The organism is Maritimibacter sp. HL-12, assembly GCF_900177545.1.
Classification (GTDB): Bacteria; Pseudomonadota; Alphaproteobacteria; order Rhodobacterales; family Rhodobacteraceae; genus Sinisalibacter.
Genome location: NZ_FXBQ01000001.1, coordinates 2,822,163 through 2,843,144 on the forward strand (window position 1 = coordinate 2,822,163; position 20,982 = coordinate 2,843,144).

The following is a 20,982-nucleotide window of genomic DNA, read 5'->3' on the forward strand; positions in this document are numbered from 1 at the left end:
GCGGTCACCGTTTCGGCGGCGCAGCATTCGACGATCACCACCGAAGCCTCCGGCGAGGCCGCCGGATCGAAGGCGGCGATCGGGGCGTCTCTTGCCCTCGCCATCGTGGATGATCGCGTTCTGGCGACCACCGAGCGCGACATTGACGCGGACGGCGCGGTTTCGTTCAACGCCAGTGGTGTGTCGTCCTCGACCCTGAAAGCGGTTGCGAGTGCGGCCGGAGCGAAGGATGCCGAGGACGAAGACGCGGCACCGACCAGCGACGGCGACAGCGTCGACAAGACAGCGACCACCGAATTCAAGGCGGGCGCTGACAAACAGCAGGACGCGGGCGTCGGCGACAGCACGCAGCAGAGTTCGACCTCGACATCTGCGAATGACGAAAGCAGCCGCTCGGCGAAGACCTCCGAAGGCAAGGTGGCCGTGGCCGCTGCGGTCGCGATCAACGTGCAAAAACAGACGGTCAAGGCGATTGTGCCGGATGACGTCGATATCTCCGCCGGCGGGTCCATCAGCCTCGTATCGCGGGCCACGACGGGTGGCGAAGCGACCTCGGACGGGCAGGCCGTCAAGGGCGAGGATGGCGGCACGTCGCAGGTTGGAATCGGCGTTGCCGTTTCGGTCAATGTGGTGGAGGAGACCAACGAGGCCTATCTTGGTGACGGCACCCATCACGCCGGAACGGTTTCCGGCGGGGGCGTCAATGTGAAGGCCCTGCAAGCCACCGGGGAACCAACCGACGAGTTCCTTGCCTCGGCCACCTCGGGGGCCGGTGGCTCCAAGGTCGGGATCGCGGGCTCGGTCGCGCTCAACATCGTCACGCTCGACACCACCGCGCGGATTTCCGGCGGAGCCTCGGTTGCGGCGGGTGCCGGAGCTTCGACCATCGAGGCGGCCAACACGGTTTCCGCCACGGCTGAGGCAAAGCCTTCCGACGAGGGCGTGACCGGCGGCAAGGTCGGTGTCGGGGCATCCTTCGCGATGAACCTGCTCACCACCAACACCGCGGCGGCATTGCAGGACGGCGCGACCATGACCGGTGGCACCGGGCTTGCGGTTTCCGCGACATCCGGCCTGGACACGACCACCGAGGCCGCGGCCGGCGCGGCCGGCGGCATCGCGGTGGATGCCTCGGTGGCGCTGGCGCTGCTGAACCAGACGACAACGGCCCGGATCGGCACTGGAGGCGCGCTCACCATGGGCGCGGGCGCGGTCAGCGTGATCGCGGCGAACACCGGGTCCAACACGGCGACGTCGACCGGCGAGAACAAGTCCGGCAAAGTCGGCGTTGGCGCTTCCGCCTCGGTCATCCTCGGCAACGGCGCCTCGGGCGGGGCACTGAACAACACCTCGCTGACCTCCGCGGTGCTGGCGCGCGATGTCACCGCGGGTGCGGTGACGATCGGGGCTTCCGCCGATCGGACTTATGATGCGCATGCGACCGCAACGGCGGGCGGCGGCAATTTCTCATCGAGCAACGAGAAGAAGAACGACAAGACCGGCGGCACCTCGACCACCGCGGATTCGCTCGACAAGACCAAGGACAGCCAGCGCGACCAGGACGGCAAGAAGCCTTCCGGCGCGAAGACGATCACCATCGCGGCGGCGGCCGGGATCGCGGCGGCCCAGGACCTGGTGACGGCGACGCTCGGGGATGTCACCGTTGACGCTTCGGGCGCGGTCAGCGTAACCGCCACGAACGAGGTTGGCATGGCCACCTCGGGCATCGGTTTGGCGAAGGATCCGAAAAGCAAGGTGGGCATCGGCGTCGGTGTCGGCCTCGCCATCCTCAACAACACCACCTCGGCGACCATTGCCAGTAATGCCAAGATCGATACCGATGCGGAAGGCCTCACGGTTGCCGCCACCTCGCGCGAGAACGCGGAAGGCGACTATCTCTCCAAGCTGAGCGCGCTCGGCATCGCCGGGTCTTCCGGCAAGCAGGTTTCGGTTGCCGGGTCGCTCGCGGTGGCGATTTCGACCGGCACGACCGAGGCGAAGATCGGCAGCGGTGTTACGGTGACCGATGGCGGCGCGATGGCGGTGACGGTCGACAATGAAAGTCACCTCTCTGCCAAGGCGCTCGCAGGGTCGCTCTCGACCGGCGGGACGGCCGTGGGCGGTTCGATCGCGGTGATTGTCTCCGAAAAGGATTACGAAGCCAGCGTCGGGGCGGATTCCGATCTCACCGGCAGCGCGCTCTCGGTGACCGCGATCAATAAAAAAATCGACTCAGCCCCCGATTTCGACTTCACCAACCTCGACGATCTCGATGCATTCGCGGACTCGCTGGAAGACCTAGCGACAGGAAAAATTCTAGGAAATTCAAACTACTACGTCGAGGCCATCGGCGGGGCCGGTGGCTCAGGCGTGGCGGTTCAGGGCTCCTTCGGCGTCATGGTGTTCTCCGACACGCTGACCGCTTCGGTCGGGTCGAACGCCGACGTGGACGTGGGCACGGGCGACGTGACCCTCTCGGCCGGCGGTGATTTCCTCGCCAAGTCGCTCTCCGGCGCGCTGTCGGCCAGCACGTCGAGTGCGGCGGTGGGCGTGTCGTCCACGGTTGTCGTCAGCGACGGCACAACGACAAGCTCGCTTGGCGAAAACGCCGAGATTGCCTCGGCGGGTTCCTTCACCAACACGGCTTCGGCGGAGCAGGATATCCGCAGCTATGCCGCCTCGGCCTCGGCGGCATCGTCAGCCGGGGTTGCCGGGGTTGCCGGCGTGGTCACCTCCGAGAACCGGGTCGAGGCCTTGATGGCGAAAGGCGCGCGGGTCACGATCTCCGGCGCGGGCGCGGTGTCGCTCGGGGCGACCAACGATTTGGACATCTTCGGGCTTGCTGCGGGCGTCGGCGTCGGCAGCACGGCGGGGATCGGGGCGGCGGCAACGGTTGTCGTGGTCAACAACATCACCCGCGCAGAGCTGGCCGATGGCACCTCGGCTGCGGACCGCGGCGAGATCAACGCGGATGGCGACATCTCGATCACCGCGACGGCGACCGAAGACGGCGACCTGTTCAGTGTTGCCGGGGCTGCGGGCGGCACGGCGGGCGTTGGCGCAGGCGCCGGGGTCTACGTGTTCGACACCACCACCGAGGCGCGGGTGGGCGATTACGCCAAGGTCGGCAATGACTTCGACAAGGGCTCTCTCACGATCTCCGCCTCCGATACCTCGACGCTCTTCGCGGCCTCCGGGGCAGCCGGGGTCGGCGGCACTGCAGGTGCGGGCGCGGGCGTTGCGGTCGGAGTTCTGACCAAGACCACCACGGCGGAGATCGGCGAGTCGGCTGACGTCGAGACCGGCAACGTGGTTGTCGATGCACAAAGCTGGGAGACGCTCAGCAACATCACCGCCGGTGTCGGCATCGGCGGCAAGGCCGGGCTCGCGGGGGCCGTCACGGTGCTCTCCGCGACGCCCACGACAACCGCACGGATCGGGGCTTCGTCACGGGTCTTCGCGGACGGCAACGTCGCGGTCCTGGCCGATGGCAAAACCGAGATTGACATGATCGACGGGGCATTCGGCGGCGGCACCGCCGGGGTCGGTGCGTCGGTCGGGGTGACGGTGATCGACGCCACCACGATCGCCACCGTCGATGCGAACGCCGAAGTCACCGCGCTCGGCAACGGCGGCGCACAAAGCTACACCACCGGCTATGCGCCGAGTTTTTCCGCCTATGGCGACGACGAAGGTTTCACCGCCGCTGAATTTACCACCGGCGCGGACAGCGAATTGACCGACGCGAGCGCGGCGTCGGCCCGCACGACCGGCCTCGACCTTCTGGCCAAGAAGCGGACCTCGACGCCAACAACGGCAAATGCGCGCGGCGTGATCGTGAACGCCTCCGACAAGGCATCGGTGCGCGCGCTTTCCGTGGCCGGTTCTGCCGGGGCGGTTGGCGTTTCGATCTCGGCCGGCGTTCCGGTCATCACCACCAACACCAAGGCGCAAATCGCCGCCGGTGCAGAGATCAACCAGATCGCGGGCACGGCGGCGACCACGCAGGGCGTGACCGTCGCGGCGGCCAGCGATATCTACACGCTCGGCTTCTCGGGTGCAGTTGCTGCTGGCGGGGTTGGCGTTGGTGCTGGTGTCAGCGTCATGGTGATCGACACCACGACCGAGGCATTGGTCGGCGCCGGAACGATGTCGGCCAACGGCGATGTCGCGGTGACCGCGCGCTCTACGCAAGACATCGTGGGTGTCGGCGTTGCCGGGGCCGCGGCGGGCTCGGTGGCCGTTTCGGGCGGCATCTCGGTGTTCGACGTGACCACCAAAACCACGGCGCAGCTTGCAGGGACGGTGACGGCGCAAGGCAATGTCGATGTCATCGCCGATGACAAGACCCGCACCAGCGTTCTCGCCGGTGCCCTCGCGGTTGGCGGCATGGCAGGGGTTGGCGGCGCAATCAGCGTGGTGAACCTCAACAAGGAAATCGACGCCTCGATCGCCTCCGGGGCGACGGTGTCGGCCCTCGGGTTGCGCAACGATCACACGATCTTCACGGGTGACAGCTTCAGTGGCACGCGTTCGGCCTCGCGCGGCGTCAACGTGCAATCCAATTCGCTGCAGTCCGGGTTCACCCTCGCAGCGGCCGGGGCGGCGTCGGGCAGCGTTGGCGTTTCGGGCGTCATCACGCTCTACCTTATGGACGTCAAGAACACCGCGTCGATCGGCAACGGTGCGTCAATCAACACCGCGGGCGGCAATGCCGGCGCGAATGCGGCGCAGGATGTGGTGGTGACGGCGCGCGACGAAACGGTAACTTCGGTTGCCGCAGGTGGCGTGGCCGCCGGTGCGCTCGGCGGCGTGGCCGGCGTGGTGGATGTCGGCGTGTTCAAGAACACCGCGGCGGCTTCCATCGGCAACGGCGTGACCCTGAACGCCGAGCGCGATCTGCTGGTCTCGGGCCTGTCGAACAAGGCGGGCGAGGCCTACGTGATGGGCGCGGGCGGCGGGATCGTCGGGCTGGCTGCGGGCATCGCGATCTACAACTACGGCGACGGCGTCGCGCCGGGCGGCGAGGCCGACGAGAATATCGGCGACGCCAGCGACGATGGATCGTTGACCCTTGCCAGCATCACCAGCGACGCGCAGGCGCAAGCCCGCGATGGAACGGCAAACGACCAGCTCGCCGCCTCCGACGATGATCGCATCAAGAACGTCAGCCAGGCCGCGCAGAACAAGCGCAATCAGATCGACGTGGTCGGTGCGACCGATACGCTTTCCGTGCCTGCGGGCACCTCCGCGACCATCGGCAGCGGAGACTATGATGTGGGCGGCACCGTTGGCGTGAAGAGTTCGGACGCGCTGAACGTGAAGATGACCACCGGCGCGGTGGCAATCGGAGCGGTTGGCGGCGGCGCCGGAATTGGGGTTCTGACCGTCGATACCGGCAGCACCGCCCAGATCGACGGCACCGGCACGATGAGTGCGGGCGCGGTCAACGTGGACGCTCTGACCGATCACACGCTTTACGGCCTGCACTTCGCGGGGGCCGGTGGGCTTGCCGCGGCGGTCAGCGCCGATGTCGGCATCCATACCGACAATTCGCGCACGACCGCGGCGATCCGGGGTAAGGAAATCACCACCGCCGTCACCGGCACCGTTGCCGTGAACGCGACCTCCGAGCGCGACGTTACCGTCGAGGCCATGGGTGGATCGTTCGGGGGCGTCGCGGTGGGGGCCTCCGTTGGCAAGGCAACCATCGGCGGCGCGGTGTCTGCGTCGATCTCCGAGGATGCGACCATTGGCTCCAGCGGCACGCGCGCGGCCTCGGTTTCCGTCACGGCCAGCGCCGATTCTGAAGCCGATACAGAGGCTTACGCCGTCGGCGGCGGCATCGGCGCGGCCCTGCAAGGGGCCGGGTCCATCGCGACCGTCCGCCCCAGCGTTACCGCCTCGGTCGATTCCGCGCAGATCTATTCGTCTGGCCTGACAGAAGTGAATGCCTCGGCGACCGGGTCGGCCGATACCGAAGCCGTGGGCATCGCGGTTGCGGGCGGTCTTGCGGCCGGTGCTTCGGCAGCGGAATCCGAGGTGGCCTCGGAGGTTTCGACGACGGTTGCCAACGGATCGCTGATCGATGCGGTCAGCATTGCCATCGGCACCTCTGCGGGTACAGACGGGGTCAATTCCAAGGCCACCGGTGCGGCGGGCGCGCTCGTCGGCCTCAACGCCACGGTCACCAAATCGCTGAACTCGACCAATGCGGTCACGGCCGTGACCGGCTCGGCACTGATCTCGACCGGCGGCACCACCACGGTGTCGGCGTCGAACACGACGAACCAGTATGCCAACGGCTCCGGGCTGGCCGCGGGCATCGTGGCCGCCGGTTTCAACGTTTCCGAGGCGAAGTCGAACACCACCACCACGGCCACGCTCACCAACCTGACCACGCTCTCCGGGGGCGCTCTGAACGTCACCGCGACAGGCACCGACAGCAACAATGCCGTCACCGTGGCAGGCAGCGGCGGCGTTGTCGCCGGATCGGCAGCAACCTCCAAAACCTCGACGCGCAGCACGACGCGGGCCGCGGTCGACACCACCGGCGCGGCAAGCTACGGCGTGATCGTTTCGGGCGATGCAAACATCTCCGCCCAGCACACCGCCAATTTCGGCGGATCGGTCGACAGCACCCAGGCCTCGCTGGTCGGCGCGAGCGGCGCAACGCTCGATCACGTGGTCGAAAACACCGTCGATGCCAAGATCGGCGATCGGGTGCTACTGACCGCCGCCAACCTCACGCTTTCGGCGCGCAACATCACCAACAACCCGTTCCTCGCGGGGGGGGCGAACAACGTGAAGTCGATCTCCGGCGGGCTTGCCAACGTGCCCGCGGGCGGGGCGACCGTGGTGATCACCCACAACACAACCGCCAATGTCGGCGCAGAGGCCGACGTGCGGCTGACCAAGCCGGGCACCGGCCCCTCGCTCTACAAGCAGGAGGCGTACAACGATATCTCCTCGGCCCAGAAGGTGAACCTTGACAGTGGCGGCGCCATCGCGCTGGCCGATGCCGTGATCAACGCGACCCTCACCTCCAATGCCACCGCCTCGGTCGGGTCTGAAGCCGATGTCGAGGTCGATTACGGCGATATCCAGATCGCGGCCTGGGGCGAGGCAGACGCCGACATGCGCTCCTCCGCCACCACCTACGGCCTCGCCGGTGCGCCCTCGGGCGATGCCAACATCACCTACACGGGCGACAACAGCGTCAGTGTCGGCGAGGATGCACTGGTTCAGGCGACCGATGGCGACAACCCGACCAACGGCGACATGCCGCGCTACGCGACGATCTATATCGGCGCGGGTACCGGGCCGGCGGGCCAAACCTCGAAACTGAAGTTCAACGCCATCGTCGATCTGTTCAACAAGACGGCGATTCCGATCCCCTCCGCTCCGAACCCGACCGTGACCGTCACGAATTCGGGCCTTATGACCGTGGGCACGACCTCGTCGACCAACATGAACCTAGATCCGCAAGGCGTGCGCGCGGCGGGCGATATTCACCTCGCGGTCAGCAGGGGCGAGATCGACGCCCGCGCGGTGGGCACCGGCAAGGACATCTACCGCGAAGAACTGGCCAAGGCCGCATCGGCGGTGTCGAATGCCTTTGGTGGCGGCGACGTGACCTTCGACTATCATGGCGGATCGACGAACACGGGCGGCGGCGCCGCGCGGGTCGACGTCGAGGGGCGGGTCGAAACCGGCATCCAGCGTCACAAGCTGCTGACACTCGATCTCAAATGCGATGCAGCTCTCACCAGCTGCATCGACACCAACTCGGGCGACAATATCGAATTCGACCTCGACGGCCCCTTCGACGTTGGCACCAACATCCTCGAACGCGTTGCCGAGCTTGAGCAGTTGATCAAGGATTACGATACCGACCCGATCGCCAAGGCGGCCTACCAGAACGAGATCAATTTCCTTCACAAAAAGCTTGTCGGCCTCGGCCTCGGCTCGTTCGACGAAGATGGCAAGTTCGAGCCGGGCGAGTTCGCCGGGCCTTCGCCGAAAGCATTGGCGCTGGAGCAGGTCGCCGCCTACACCGGCGATATCGAAATCGTGGAATCCGACCTTTCCACGAAGACCAGTCTGGCGGAAGCGGTCGGTCTGGGTGACTCGACCCAAACTTTCGTGGACGTCTATGAAGTTACGACAAATGGTCTGACCACGACTGTCGCGGCGACCATTACCGACATTCAGGATAGCCCGACGTATGACGCCGGAAGCCTTGGCAGCTATGTAACGGATGCTCAGAATGCACTGAACTCCGGCAAACAGGCAGCAGCCGATGCAAAGTCGGCCGAAGCGCAGATCGCCAGCCTGCGGGGCGAAATCGAACAGAAGTCACAGGAGATCGCGGAGGCGCAGGATCTGCTCACCACCGCTTTGGTCGACAACGATACCACGCTCGCGGCACAGCAGAATACCATTATCGATGACGCCCAGAACGAAATCGCAAGCAAGCTTTCGGCCATTGACGGGCATGTCGCGACGCTCAAGGCGAAATCGGCGCAGGCAAAGAACCACGCCGCGACGGCAAAAACGAAGCTGAATGACCTTCTCGATGCATTGCCCTATGTGCCGGTGCCGGCGCCGTCGAGTGATCCTGACAACTCGGCGGAAAGAAATGCCGCGATTGCCCAGAACAACGAGATCGACGCGCTGAGGACCTCGCTGAGATCGGAAGACGGCAGCCTCACCAAGGTTGAGAATTCCGCCAGCTACCTTGCGGACGAATATGACGGGGTCACCGATGAAACCATCGGGGTCAAGAATGTGGCCGATGACCTGACCGCGGAAATCGGAACCCTCACGGCCTTCCCGTCCGGAGACGGAACGATCGGCGGTGATAATTCGCTGAGCCAGTTCGTCGGACTCCTGAAAGGGCTGACCACGGATCTTGCAGATGCGACCAAGGAGGCGGCGACGGCGTCCAATTCCTCGGGCACTCCGCAGGCCTACAATATCGAGATCGCCGATACGGCGGCGCGGCTGGGCAACATCTACGTATCCGGCGACCAGCTCCGCACCACCACCGGCGAGGGCCTGCTCCTGGCGCCCGGCGATGCGAAGATCCAGATCGAAAACCGGACCCACCATACGCTGAAGCTCGGCAATCTCATCGTGCCGACCTATGACGCGGGCAACCTGCGCTTCAACGGCGTGCTGGTGCACAGCGGTGCCGATATCACCTCGCTGAACGCTGGCGGCGTTGCCTCCGGCTTCAACACCACCGCCAATGTCGTGACCTCGCGCACCTCGAGCCGCGGCCTTGTCGAAATCCTCTCGAAGTATACGCCAGAGGCCTTCTCGGCCACCGAGCGCAAGATCGCGCCCGATATCATCCTCAAGCGCGGCTCGGTGATCGAGAACACCAGGGGCGCGGTGCGGATCATCTCCGAGGCCGGCAACATCTATATCCAGGGCAGCATCAACGCCGGTTCGGTCGAGATCCTCGCCAAGGACGGCGATTTCGTCGCCAGCTACGTGAACGGCTTCAACCACATCGGCGGCGACCCGGCGAGCTTCACCAACCACACCTCGACCACCGAACAGGGGCCGGGGATCACCGCCAACGGCGCGATCTCGATCTCGGCGCGGTATCTCAACATCAACTCGACGATCCAGTCGGGTATCGCCGAATGGAACCTGACGCTGAACAGCAACCCGACGCTCACCGCGAGCGCCGAAGCGATCGGCGTGAGCCAGGACGACCTCGACGCGGCGAACCTTGATAACGCGGCGACGGTTACGAACAGTGCGGGGCAGGCGATCACGATCAACCGCGCGCCGCCGGGCGTTGACGAGGAAGAACTGGCGCTCGTCGTCGAGCAGTACAAGGAGGAGGTGCTCGTCAACCCGAACGCCAACCCGGTGCGCACGATCACGATCAACGATGTGCCGACACAGGTGAACATAAAGGATTACCTCTCCGAAGAGATCACCTACACCCTCGAGTTCACCAAGGCGCAGGCCGACCATTTCGCCTCGGTGACCCCGAGCAGCGACGGGATCTTCTCGGTCGTGAACGACTCGGCGACCGACAATATCGGGGCCTCCTACGATGCCAACGAAGAGCAGTATTTCGTGAACGGCGCCTCGGTGAAGGGCGGCTACATCCAGCTCTTCGGCCAGATCATGAACACCGCCTCCTCGACGGCGGTGGGCAAGCTGAACGTGCTCGACGGGTTCGGCACGATCAACATCAACAACGCCTCCAACATCCCGGTGGTTCTGCGCAATCTGAGCGCGGGCGAAGACGCGTCGGGCACTTTGCGCGGTGTCGAAGGCAAGATCGAGATCACCGACGTGGTCGGCCTCACCACCACGGGCAGCTACAGCCCGAGCAACCCGCGCATCGACGTGCGCAAGACCGTGTTCACGCGCGATTACGTGCCGGGCGATGCCGACGGGCAGGTGAAGATCGCGACGCAGATCGGCACCATCGACAACGCGACGGGCAACCTGATCCTCGGCGGCGTGACGCAGACAACCGGATCGGATCGCAGCACGACCTATACCCCCGGCACCGACGACCAGCGCTATGTCTGGACAACCGGTGAAGAGTTCAAGAACACGTCAAAGTACAAGCAGACCTCGACGGAGCTGTTCGGTTCGTCGTCGCTGACGGTTGATCGGATTTGGGATCTCACCAAAGTTGGCACGCCTCAGCTTCTAAGCACCTACCGCCTCGCCGATGGGACCTATGTTACGACCGACAAGACCATAAACGGTGGCGGTCTCGTCGAGGCGAACGGTGCGTGGTTCCAGGATCCGGATGCGTCCGAAAGCCTCAACACGAGCTTGTCGGGCACCCAACTGACCGAAGCCAACCAGTCGACCTTCACCAAGAACGATTTCGTCAAGACCGGCGAAAGCTCGCGCAAGTGCAACTGGTGGACGCTCTGCATCGCATCTGAAAAGACGCGTTACTATGAGCTTCGGCAGGAATACACCACGATCGTCACCGAGTCGCTCAAGGCTGACTACCCGATCGGGGTGAACTTCATCGGCTCCAACACCGGCGGCATCAACATCACCTCGGCCACCGAGGACGTGGTGCTGACGAACAGCCTCGAAGCGGTTGCGGGCACGGTCTCGATCGATGCCGGAACCACTGCGAACAGCGGTGCCTCGATCATCCAGGGCGACCTCGCGGCGGAGATCAAGGCCAAGAACATCTCGCTGACCGCCGACGCCTCGGTTGGCGGCGTCACCGACCCGCGCAACACCGGCGCGCCCACAACCCCGGCCATGACGGTGAATCTCACCGGCACGCAAGACGCGGGCTTCGGCGCGCTCTCGGCCGATGCGCAGGACGGCAACGTGTCGATCATCTCGCGCGGCAACATGATTGTCGATCAGGTCACCGCATCCGGCCTCGTGGCGGATGGCAACGGCATGATCAACCTGTTCTCCTATGGCTCGATCGACGGCAAGGACCAGACCGCCCGCATCCAGGCACCGCGTGTGTCGCTCACCTCGATGAGCGGATCGGTGGGCAACACCGCCGACGACTCGCTCCTGCGCGTCAACACCGGCTTCACCACCGACCCGGACGACCGCCCGTTCGGCGATCCCGAGGTTGACCTGCCACCCGAGGACGCGAATGCCAAGCTCGGCCTTTCGATCACGGCGGCGGGCGATATCGGCGTGCGCTCCGACGGCTGGGCAGGCAATACCGATGGCAATTCCCTCGTGGTCAAGGTTCAAACCACTGGCGGCGATGTGCGTCTCGCGGCCACCGGCCAGATCCTCGACAACAACCCGGTGCAATCCATCGACGAGCGCACCTACGACCAGCTCCTGGGCTTCTGGGAATCGCTTGGCCTGCTTGCCAACGATCCGGATCGCGGTGTGCTTGGAACGGTGAACGAGGAAAAACAGGCCAATGCGATCACCGCCTTCGAGGCCTCGACGACCCAGACCTACAACCAGTATTGGCGCATTCGCGGCGATGACGCCTATGATCCGGCGGCCACCGTTACGATCCCGGAAGACTCCGCGCAATACCGAGCGCTCGATGAGCAGTTCCGCGCCGAGGCCATCGAGACCGGTGAGCCCGATCCGGACGCTTTCGTCGCAGCCCGTATCGCGGATGTCGAGACGCAGCAGACGACGGAATATCACCGTCTGCACGGGGTCGTCGGCGACTTGACCGAGAGCTATGATGCAAGCTTCACCTACGCGGCAACGGATGAGCAGAAGGCCGAGCTGACGCGCGGCTCGGTCTGGACCGAGCGTGAACTGGCGTTCTCGCTGGCGCCCGGCGCGCTCAAGACCGTGACCGGCACCAACCCGGTGCTGAAAGACCCGAACGTTTCGGGCCGCACGGTGACCATCGAGGCGGAGCGCGGGATTGGCGAGACGATCGGGGCAGGCACAACGGGTCCGCTCGGCGTCTCGATCCGCTCCAGCCTTGATCCGCGCGACCTGACGCTTGACCAGAAGGTGGCGCTGGCCTCGGCCGAACGCAATGACCTGCAACTGACGGTTGGCCCGGTCCATCTTCCGACCGACGCGAGCGCGGAACAGATCGCGGCCTATGATGCCGCCGTCGCCCGCGGTCTCGATGCCGCCGGCGTGCTGACCACGCTCAATCTCGGCGCGGAGTTCGACACCTTGACGGCGGTGCAGCAAGCCGCGCTCGACGCAGCCGCCCTCGGGCTGGTTGCGCCCGAACACACGCTGCTCACCGTGCTGAGCAAACGTCCGTTGAACTTCAACGCGGTCACGGAACTCAACATCGACGTTCCGGATGTTTCGGACGGATCGAATGCCGATATCGGTGGCGCGTTCCTTGCCTCGCGCGGCGGGGCAACGCTCGGGTCGATCAGCACCTATGGCGATACGCGCATCAAGGTGTTCGGCAATATCGCCAACGCAGCCAGTGGCATCGTGCAAACCGGCAACCTCATCCTCGAGGCGGCGCAGGGTAGCATCGGCACCACGGGAACGCCGCTCAGCCTGTCGCTGCGCGACGGCAGCACCACGACGGCGCGCGCCCAGAACGGCGTCAACATCGCCTTCACCGCCGACGGGTTGATCGACACCGTCTATTCGCCGCAGGCGGTGAAGCTCGTGGCACAGGATTCGCTCCTGAACGCGCAGAACGACGAGCTGATCAACATCCTCGGTGCAGATGTCGAGCTTGAAGCCGTGGATGGCTCGATCGGGACCGTGGACCGTAGTCTCAACGTGGGCGTCGGGCTCGGCGGCCATATCACCGCGAACGCGAAGAATGAGATCAACCTCTTCGGCCCGGCAAACTCGCTCTTCATCATCGGCTCGGCAAAGGCCGGCGGCACCATTCGCCTCACGGCGGCGGGCGAAGGCGTGATCGACGGGCTGGTGGAAACGCCGGGCACGATCAACATCGCAACCGGTGGTAGAACGCTGTTCACCGCGCTTGGCGATGTGCATTCGACCGCCGGGCTGGTCGATATCAACTCGGCGTCGCTGAAGATGCTCAACGGTGCGGTGATCCGCGCCGATGCGGACCGGGTGGTCATCGCGACGACGGGCGACGCCCTGGTCACCGGGATCACCACCGCAAGCGCACTCGCAAACGCCGTGTCGGTGACGGCCGGCGGCCGAATCTTCGCCGGAACCTCCGATCCGCGCACCGATATCACCGCGATGGAGCCGGGCGCGGGCGTATACCTGTCGGCCGGTCTCGGGATCGGCGACAAGACGCAAGCCAACACCTCGGCGCTCGACAACACGGTCACCGATGTTGCCAACCCGCTGCGCATCCGCACCCACACGCTTGAAGCAGAAGCGACGGATGGCGGGATCGCGCTGCACGCCCTCACGGCGATGGAGTTGACCAGCCTCACGGCGCCGAATGGCACGATCGACGTGACCGGCGATGAGACCCTGACCGTTACCTCGACGTTGAGCGGCGGCAGCCAGAGCTTCACCGCAGAAGACGACCTGACCTACGTGGACCTGGAAACGACCGGTATCCCGGCCGTGCCTGGGCCCGAAGATTCGGGCGACGTGACGCTGGTTTCCGTCACCGGAGATCTCATCGGCGGCCAGATCAATGCCAACGGATCGGCAAATCTGACCGGGAACACGGTGGACTTCGACAGCATCACGACGGGGGCCGACACGACGATACTCGCCCGCACCGGCGCCGTGACCGGCGTGGATGTCGATGCCGGTGGCTCGTCCGAGATCACCGGAACGGGGATCACGGTCACCACGCTCAAGGCCGGGGCCGATTCAACCCTTGCGGGGCGCACAGGTGAGGTCAACATTCTGTCCAGCCTGAATGCGGGCGGAAACTCCATCATCACCGGCAACGGCGTGTTTTTCGACACGATCAAGGCCGGCCTCAACAGCGAGATCTACTCGACCAGCGACATCATCGGCGAGTTGGAGGAAGCGGGCGAAACCATCATCAATATCGCAGGTTTCGGGCCCGGAAATTCCGGCATCCTCGACGTCAAGGTGATGCGCGCCAAGAACATCGACCTTCAGGCCACCGGAACGCTCGACGTGGGCGTGATCGAGGTGGCCCAGAACCTTGCGCTGCGCGCCGATATCATCCGCGCGCTGGATATCACGCAAGTGCCGAGCGGCCCCGATCCGCTGAATGTGACCCTGACCGGGCCAGACGGCACCGTGGCGACCTTCGCGCAGGTGAATGTCGATGCCCCCGCCGGGGTGGTGATGCCGCAGGTGTACGTGTCCGAAACGCTGATGACGACGACGGCGCAATTCGTCGATGTCATCAACGCCATGGTGCCAATCCAGGGCACGTCACCGATGGCGGGGACATTCCTGTTGACCACCCCTTCGCAGACGGTGTTCGTCGATGACCGCACACCGACGCCCAAGACGAACCCGCCCAGCAACATCCAGATGTATCTGAACGGAAACCCCTTCACGATGACCTTGGATGGCATCGCGACTTCGACCGACTCTTTCGTGGTTGTCTACGACGAAAAGGTGGAGCTCACCGACGTCCTGGGCCTGCCCTATGACGGCATCAGCCTCGTGCGCGACACGGTGCGCCAGATGTGGAATGCCGACGAAGCCATCTTCCTGCCGGGCACCTTCGGCCCGGAAGGTGAACCGGAAGATGACGAAGAAGACACAGACCTGTCTGAATTGGATGGGGTGCTGGTTGAAATCGACGGGGTCGAATACAGTGTGCTCGTGCAAGGGAACGGCCCCGCCGTTCTGTTGCGGCAATGACAACTTCCAGCGGAACACCGCGGGCCGGATCAGACGACGGGGCAGGAATGATGGTGGACAAGAAGGCAAGGTCGGCATTGCGGCGGGCAATCACGACCGGCGCGCTCGCATCCGGGATCACGGCCGTGATGTACGCCGCACCGGTGCTGGCCCAGTCGGCTGATCTGGCGGCGACAATCGCCGCCGACGCGGAGCGCCGCCTGCAGGCCGAAGATGATGCGGCCCGGATACGTCAGGAGGGCGATCCGGTTATTACGGATCCGGTTGCCCGGCCCGACCTGCCGCCACCCGGCGGGCCGACGGTTTTGTTGAACTCGGTGACGTTCGGCCCGGCCTCGGCCTTTCTGACCGAAGCCGAACTGGACGAGATCAAATCGCGCTATATCGGCAAGCGGGTCGATTTCGCCGGGCTGTCCAGGCTGGTCCGGGACGTCAACGATCTCTATGCCGCCAAGGGCGTGGTGACGGCGGCGGCGATCCTGCCACCACAAGACCTTGCCAACGGCGATCTGGTGATCAACCTGGTCGAAGGGCAACTGGGTGTTGTGGGCGTCGTGGGCGAGCGCCAGACGACGACCGAGTTCATTACCGACAGAATCCGCTTCACACGCGGAACCACCGTCGATGTGCCCACCGCCGCACGCGACATCAGTTACTTCAACCAGACCCACCAGGCGCAACTGCGGCTCTTGCTGCAACCCGGCGCGGCCTTCGGGTTGACCGACCTTCTGTTCGGCGTGACCGAACCGCCGGCCCGGCAGCTCCAGTTTTTCGTCGATAACGAAGGCGTTCCCTCGACCGGAACGTATCGTGGCTCAGTGATGTTCAACCGCTACGGGCTCTTCGGTATTGACGACACCTTCCTGCTCTATGGCCAGATGTCGCAGGGAAGCAGATCGGCAACTGCGCGGTTCGATCTTCCGATCACCCCGATCGGCACCCGCCTCGCGCTGAGCGGAACCGTTTCGGATTATAATGTGATCGCGGGGCCGACCGAACCGCTGGATCTCGCAGGATGGTCAAGATCCGCCTCCGCCACCTTGACACAACCCATTGTAGCCACAGACGAATTCGTGTTTCAGGCGACGGCTTCGGCGTTTCGGGGAATGTCGGTCTCGACATCGGCCGGCGTGCCCCTGGTCGATGCCCTGACCACCAAATTCGCCCCCGGCGCCTCCATCGGCTTCTACGGCGATAACTGGAGCTTCAACACTCAAGCCCAGATCGTTCTGGCGACGGTAACCGACAATATCGCGGCCACGACCACCGACTACGTTATCGGCGCGGGGTCGTTCGATGGCAGCTACAAGTTCGAGAATGAAATGACCCTGGTCGGTCGGGGCGGCTGGCAGACAAGCGCGGTGCCACTTCTGCCGGGCAACCTTCTGTTCCAGATCGGCGGGCCGACGACGGTGCGCGGCTATCCGGCGGAAGGTGTGGCCGGGGGCAGCGGCTATTACGCCAACCTCGAATTGCACAAGACCTTCGAGGTCGCGGACAATCGGATCAACGGTTTCGTGTTCGCAGATATGGGCGAGGTGTTTTCAACCTTCCCGGCCCGCACGACGATGGCATCCGCCGGGGTCGGGGCGTCCTATGGGTTCGATAACGGTCTCCGGCTCGAGGCGTCGCTCGCCGTGCCCTTGCTGCAGGCAGTTCCCAATCAATCGGCGGCAACCGTGTCGTTCGCGATCTCTTTCGCCGCGTTCTGACGCCCGAGCGCAAACCGGTTGCGCCCGTGCGGGACTTGGTGCCGCTCGTCAGGAATATGCTGAGCCAAGGTCTTGGCGCGCGGCCAACAGGCGCATGATCGCCACGGGTGGTGCGATGGAGGGCCTCGGGTGCAGACGGCGCGGGGCCTCTGTCACTTGTCACAAGAGGCAGGTGCCGCCAGCGCATGATCTCCCAATCCTGCACAGCCAGTGCCGACAGGCGGTTGGATCCAGAGATTTGTGGTATCCTGTATCCCGACGATTTCTCGAGAGATCCCAATGGAGCGGGCGATGAGATTCGAACTCACGACCCTTACCTTGGCAAGGTAATGCTCTACCCCTGAGCTACGCCCGCGTCCTTGGGTGTCGGTGAAATATGAAATCCCGCCGGAAGCTGCAAGGGAAAAACGCGTCGGAGGGGAACTTTTTAGCGTTGTCCCGGGGCGTCACGAGCCCATGACGTCCGCCGGATCGCACACCGGCGGACATGGGGCGGAATTTTCCCGCGGGTCGCGCCTGCCCTATTCCTCGAACTCCACGAGCAGGTCTTTCGCGTCGATCTGGCTGCCGACGCCGACATGCACCGCCTTCACCACCGCATCGCGCTCGGCGCTGATGCCGGTTTCCATCTTCATCGCCTCGATGGTGAGCAACAGATCGCCCTTGCGCAGGTTCTGCCCCGGCTGTGCCGTCACCGTGGCCACCACGCCGGGCATCGGCGCGCCGACATGGGCGGGATTGGCCGGATCGGCCTTCGGGTGGGCGGCCTTCGTCGCTTTCACCCGCCGGTCGGTCACGCGGATCGCGCGGGGCTGGCCGTTGAGCTCGAAGAACACCTTCACCTCGCCTTCCTCGTTGGTCTCGCCCACCGCCTGGCAACGGATCTCCAGCGTCTTGCCCGGGTCGATCTCGACCGAGATCTCCTCGCCCGGCTCCATGCCGTAGAAATAGGTGAGCGTGGGCAGGGTGCGCACCGGGCCGTAGAGCTTGTGACGCTCGACATAATCGGAAAACACCTTGGGATACATCAAATAGCCGTTGAGATCCTCGTCGTCGAGCTTGACGCCCAGTTTCGCCTCGGCCTCCTTGCGGGTGGCCTCGATATCGACCGGGGGGAGGTGCCGGCCGGGGCGCTCGGTGTCGGGTTTTTCGCCCTTGAGCACCTTGGCGACGATCGCGGGCGGAAAGCCGCCCGGCGGCTGGCCGAGATTGCCGCGCATCATGTCGACCACGGAATCGGGAAAGCTCACGTCCACCTTCGGGTCTTCCACCTGCGCCCGGCTGAGGCCCTGGCTGACCATCATCAGCGCCATGTCGCCCACCACCTTCGACGACGGGGTGACCTTCACGATATCGCCGAACATCCGGTTCACGTCGGCATAGGCCTGCGCCACCTCGTGCCAGCGTTCCTCCAGCCCCAGTGAGCGGGCCTGGGCCTTGAGATTGGTGAACTGGCCGCCCGGCATCTCGTGCAGATAGACCTCGCTCGCGGGCGCTTCCAGCCCGGCCTCGAAGGCGGCGTATTGCCCGCGCACCGCTTCCCAGTAGTTCGAGATTTCGCGGATCGCGGCGATATCGAGATCCGGGGCGCGCTCGGTATGGGCCAGCGCCTCGACGATCGAGCCGAGGCAGGGCTGCGAGGTGGACCCGGAGAAGGCATCCATCGCGGCATCGACCGCATCGACGCCGGCGTCGATGGCGGCGAGCACGGAAGAGGCGGCAATGCCGGAGGTGTCGTGGGTGTGGAAGTGGATCGGCAGATCGACCTCCTCTTTCAGCGCCCTGATCAGCGCGCTGGCGGCGCGCGGCTTCAGAAGCCCGGCCATGTCCTTGATCCCGAGCACATGGGCGCCCGCGGCCTCCAGCTCCTTGGCCATCCCGACGTAATACTTGAGGTCATACTTCGCCCGGTCGGGATCGAGGATGTCGCCGGTATAGCAGATCGCGGCTTCGCAGACCTTGTTAGCCTCGACCACCGCATCCATCGCCACGCGCATGTTCTCGACCCAGTTGAGGCTGTCGAACACCCGGAACACGTCGACCCCCGATTTCGCGGCCTGCGCCACGAAGCCCTGCACCACGTTGTCGGGGTAATTGGTGTAGCCCACGCCGTTGGAGGCGCGCAGCAGCATCTGGGTCATGATGTTGGGCATGCGCTCGCGAATGTCGCGCAGCCGCTGCCAGGGGCATTCCTGCAGGAAACGATAGGCCACGTCGAAGGTCGCCCCGCCCCAGGCCTCGACCGAGAACAGCTCCGGCAGGTTGTGGGCATAGGCCCGGGCGATGCGCAGCATGTCGAACGAGCGCATCCGTGTGGCGAGCAGCGACTGGTGGGCATCGCGCATCGTGGTGTCGGTGAGCAGCACCCGGCTCTGCGCCTTCATCCAGTCGGCCACCGCCTTCGGGCCCTGTTCGTCGAGCAACTGCCGGGTGCCCGGGGCCGGGGTGTCGGCGCGCAGCTCGGGGCAGCGCGGCGGCTTCAACTCGGCATGTGGCAGCGGCCGGCCTTCGGTCTCGGGATGGCCATTGACCATGATGTCGGCAATATAGGTGAGCAGTTTCGTCGCCCGGTCGCGCCGCTCGGGAAAGGCGAAAAGCTCGGGCGTCTCGTCGATGAAACGGGTGGTATACTCGTTGCCGAGGAAGGTCGGGTGCCTGAGCAGGTTTTCGACAAAGGCGATGTTGGTGCTCACGCCGCGAATGCGGAACTCGCGCAAGGCCCGGTCCATCCGGGCGATGGCCTGCTCGGGCGTCGGTGCCCAGGCGGTGACCTTCTCAAGCATCGAGTCGTAATACCGGGTGATCACCGCGCCAGAATAGGCGGTGCCGCCATCGAGCCGGATGCCCATGCCGGTGGCACCGCGATAGGCGGTGATCCGGCCGTAGTCGGGGATGAAGTTGTTCTGCGGGTCTTCGGTGGTGATCCGGCATTGCAGCGCGTGACCGTTGAGCTTGACGTCATACTGGCTGGCCACGCCGGTGGCCTCCGTGAGGCTCTTGCCCTCGGCGATCAGGATCTGCGCGCGCACGATGTCGATGCCGGTCACCTCCTCGGTGACGGTGTGTTCCACCTGCACCCGGGGGTTGACCTCGATGAAGTAGAAATTGCCGGTCTCCATGTCCATCAGGAACTCGACGGTGCCGGCGCAGGTGTAGTTCACATGCTCGCAGATCTTGCGTCCAAGGTTGCACAGATCTTCGCGCTGGGCTTCGGAGAGATAAGGCGCGGGCGCACGTTCGACCACTTTCTGGTTGCGCCGCTGCACCGAGCAATCGCGCTCCCACAGATGGTAGATGTTGCCTTGGGTGTCGCCGAGGATCTGCACCTCGACGTGGCGGGCGCGGATGATCATCTTCTCGAGATAGCCCTCGCCGTTGCCGAAGGCGGCCTCCGCCTCGCGCCGGCCTTCGAGCACCTTCTCGGGCAGTTCCTCGGGCCCGTGGATCGGGCGCATGCCCCGCCCGCCGCCGCCCCAGCTTGCCTTGAGCATCAGCGGGTAGCCGATCTCCCCGGCCTCGCGTGCGATCGCCTCCATATCGTCGCCGAGCACCTCGGTGGCGGGGATCACCGGCACGCCGGCCTCGATCGCCACCCGACGCGCGGAGGCCTTGTCGCCGAGCTTGCGCATCGTGGCCGCGCTGGGGCCGATGAAGGCGATGCCGCAGGCCTCGCAGGCATCGACGAATTCGGGGTTTTCCGACAACAGCCCGTAGCCCGGGTGGATCGCGTCCGCCCCGCATTCCTTCGCCACCCGGATGATCTCGTCGATCGCAAGATAGGCGGCGACCGGGCCGAGGCCCTGACCGATCAGGTAAGCCTCGTCGGCCTTGAACCGGTGCAACCCGAGCTTGTCTTCCTCGGCATAGACGGCGACGGTTTTCTTGCCCATCTCGTTGGCGGCCCGCATGATGCGGATGGCGATCTCGCCACGGTTGGCAATCAGGATTTTCTGGAATTCCGGCATGGTCTTCTCCCCCGGCCCGTCGGATGTTTGTGAATTGGTAGGCGATGCTGCGCTGCGGCGCAAGGGCGCCGCGTGTCGCGCGC

The 20,982-nt window shown here is 65.0% G+C and carries 3 protein-coding genes and 1 tRNA gene; 2 read left to right on the forward strand and 2 right to left on the reverse strand.

Going from position 1 to position 20,982, the window contains the following annotated elements:
* Positions 1–105 precede the first annotated feature (105 nt).
* The gene (locus tag B9Y97_RS14070) at positions 106–15,222 is read left to right on the forward strand and encodes a hypothetical protein (RefSeq protein WP_139828319.1); all 15,117 of its coding nucleotides are present in this window, start codon (positions 106–108) and stop codon (positions 15,220–15,222) included.
* Between the two features lie 53 nt (positions 15,223–15,275).
* Complete coding sequence (locus B9Y97_RS14075; RefSeq protein WP_217809462.1) at positions 15,276–16,934, forward strand: ShlB/FhaC/HecB family hemolysin secretion/activation protein; 1,659 nt, start codon at positions 15,276–15,278, stop codon at positions 16,932–16,934.
* Between the two features lie 280 nt (positions 16,935–17,214).
* Here B9Y97_RS14075 and B9Y97_RS14080 read toward each other — a convergent pair.
* Positions 17,215–17,289: transfer RNA gene (locus tag B9Y97_RS14080), tRNA-Gly, on the reverse strand.
* Between the two features lie 166 nt (positions 17,290–17,455).
* Positions 17,456–20,899, reverse strand: coding sequence for a pyruvate carboxylase (locus B9Y97_RS14085; protein ID WP_085527336.1), 3,444 nt, complete (start codon positions 20,897–20,899; stop codon positions 17,456–17,458).
* Positions 20,900–20,982: the final 83 nt, after the last annotated feature.